This window comes from Eubacterium sp. ER2, assembly GCF_000765215.1.
In the GTDB taxonomy this organism is placed as follows: Bacteria; Bacillota; Clostridia; order Lachnospirales; family Lachnospiraceae; genus Claveliimonas; species Claveliimonas intestinigallinarum.
Genome location: NZ_JPJE01000043.1, coordinates 1 through 768, shown reverse-complemented (window position 1 = coordinate 768; position 768 = coordinate 1). Strand labels below are relative to the sequence as shown.

Below are 768 nucleotides of genomic sequence, written 5' to 3'. Positions count from 1 at the left end.
TCGTATAATAAGCCTGTACCCCAGATATACAGGGGTGGGATTATTCACTTTTAATGGTATAGAGGAGTCATCCCTCCGGAGGTTCTCTCCCTGATTTTCATCCCCTATACTGTTTACATGTTACTCATATTGCCAAGTTTTCCCGGACGCTTATAATAGAGTCCATAGGAATGTCCCAAAGGGTACCGCTGTTTCTCCTTGCAAGTTGCACGGTATGTGTTTCCTCACATCCCTGTCTCCATTGCTTAGATAGCTTGCGCCCTTGGCTCCACACTTCAGATGCTTACACAAATGTTGCACCTGTCCCGTCAGCTTCCAGCAGGGTATTTTCGGGGCTTTAATGCTGATTACGCGAGGTTGCATGGTGTGGTGGTCCGGGATCCAGCCCTTGGCTTTCCTTCCATCAAATCGAAAGGAGGTGATACTGTGAAGAACCGTATGAAATTCGATCACCTTTCAACGCTTTGTGTCGGCCTTGACATCGGTTCCCGCATCAACTTTATTACTGCTCTCAACTTTGATTCAGACCGGCTCATCAACATGCGCCCTGTTCCCAATGCGTCCAACGGTGTGGAAGCTATGGAGTCTATGATCCTTGCTGTTCTGGAGGCAAATCCCCAGTTCAGATATCTTCTGATCGCCATGGAGTCCACCAGTTTCTACGGCGTCCATGTGGCGAATTATCTCTCCACCACTGACAAGCTCAAACCATATGGTGTTAAGGTTTTTTGCCTGAATCCGAAAACGATTGCCAACTACAGGAAATCT

The 768-nt window shown here is 47.5% G+C and carries 1 pseudogene; it reads left to right on the top strand.

From position 1 onward, the window contains the following. Window positions 1-426: 426 nt before the first annotated feature. A pseudogene (locus NI21_RS0113825) lies at window positions 427-768 on the top strand (IS110 family transposase); the annotation flags it as partial.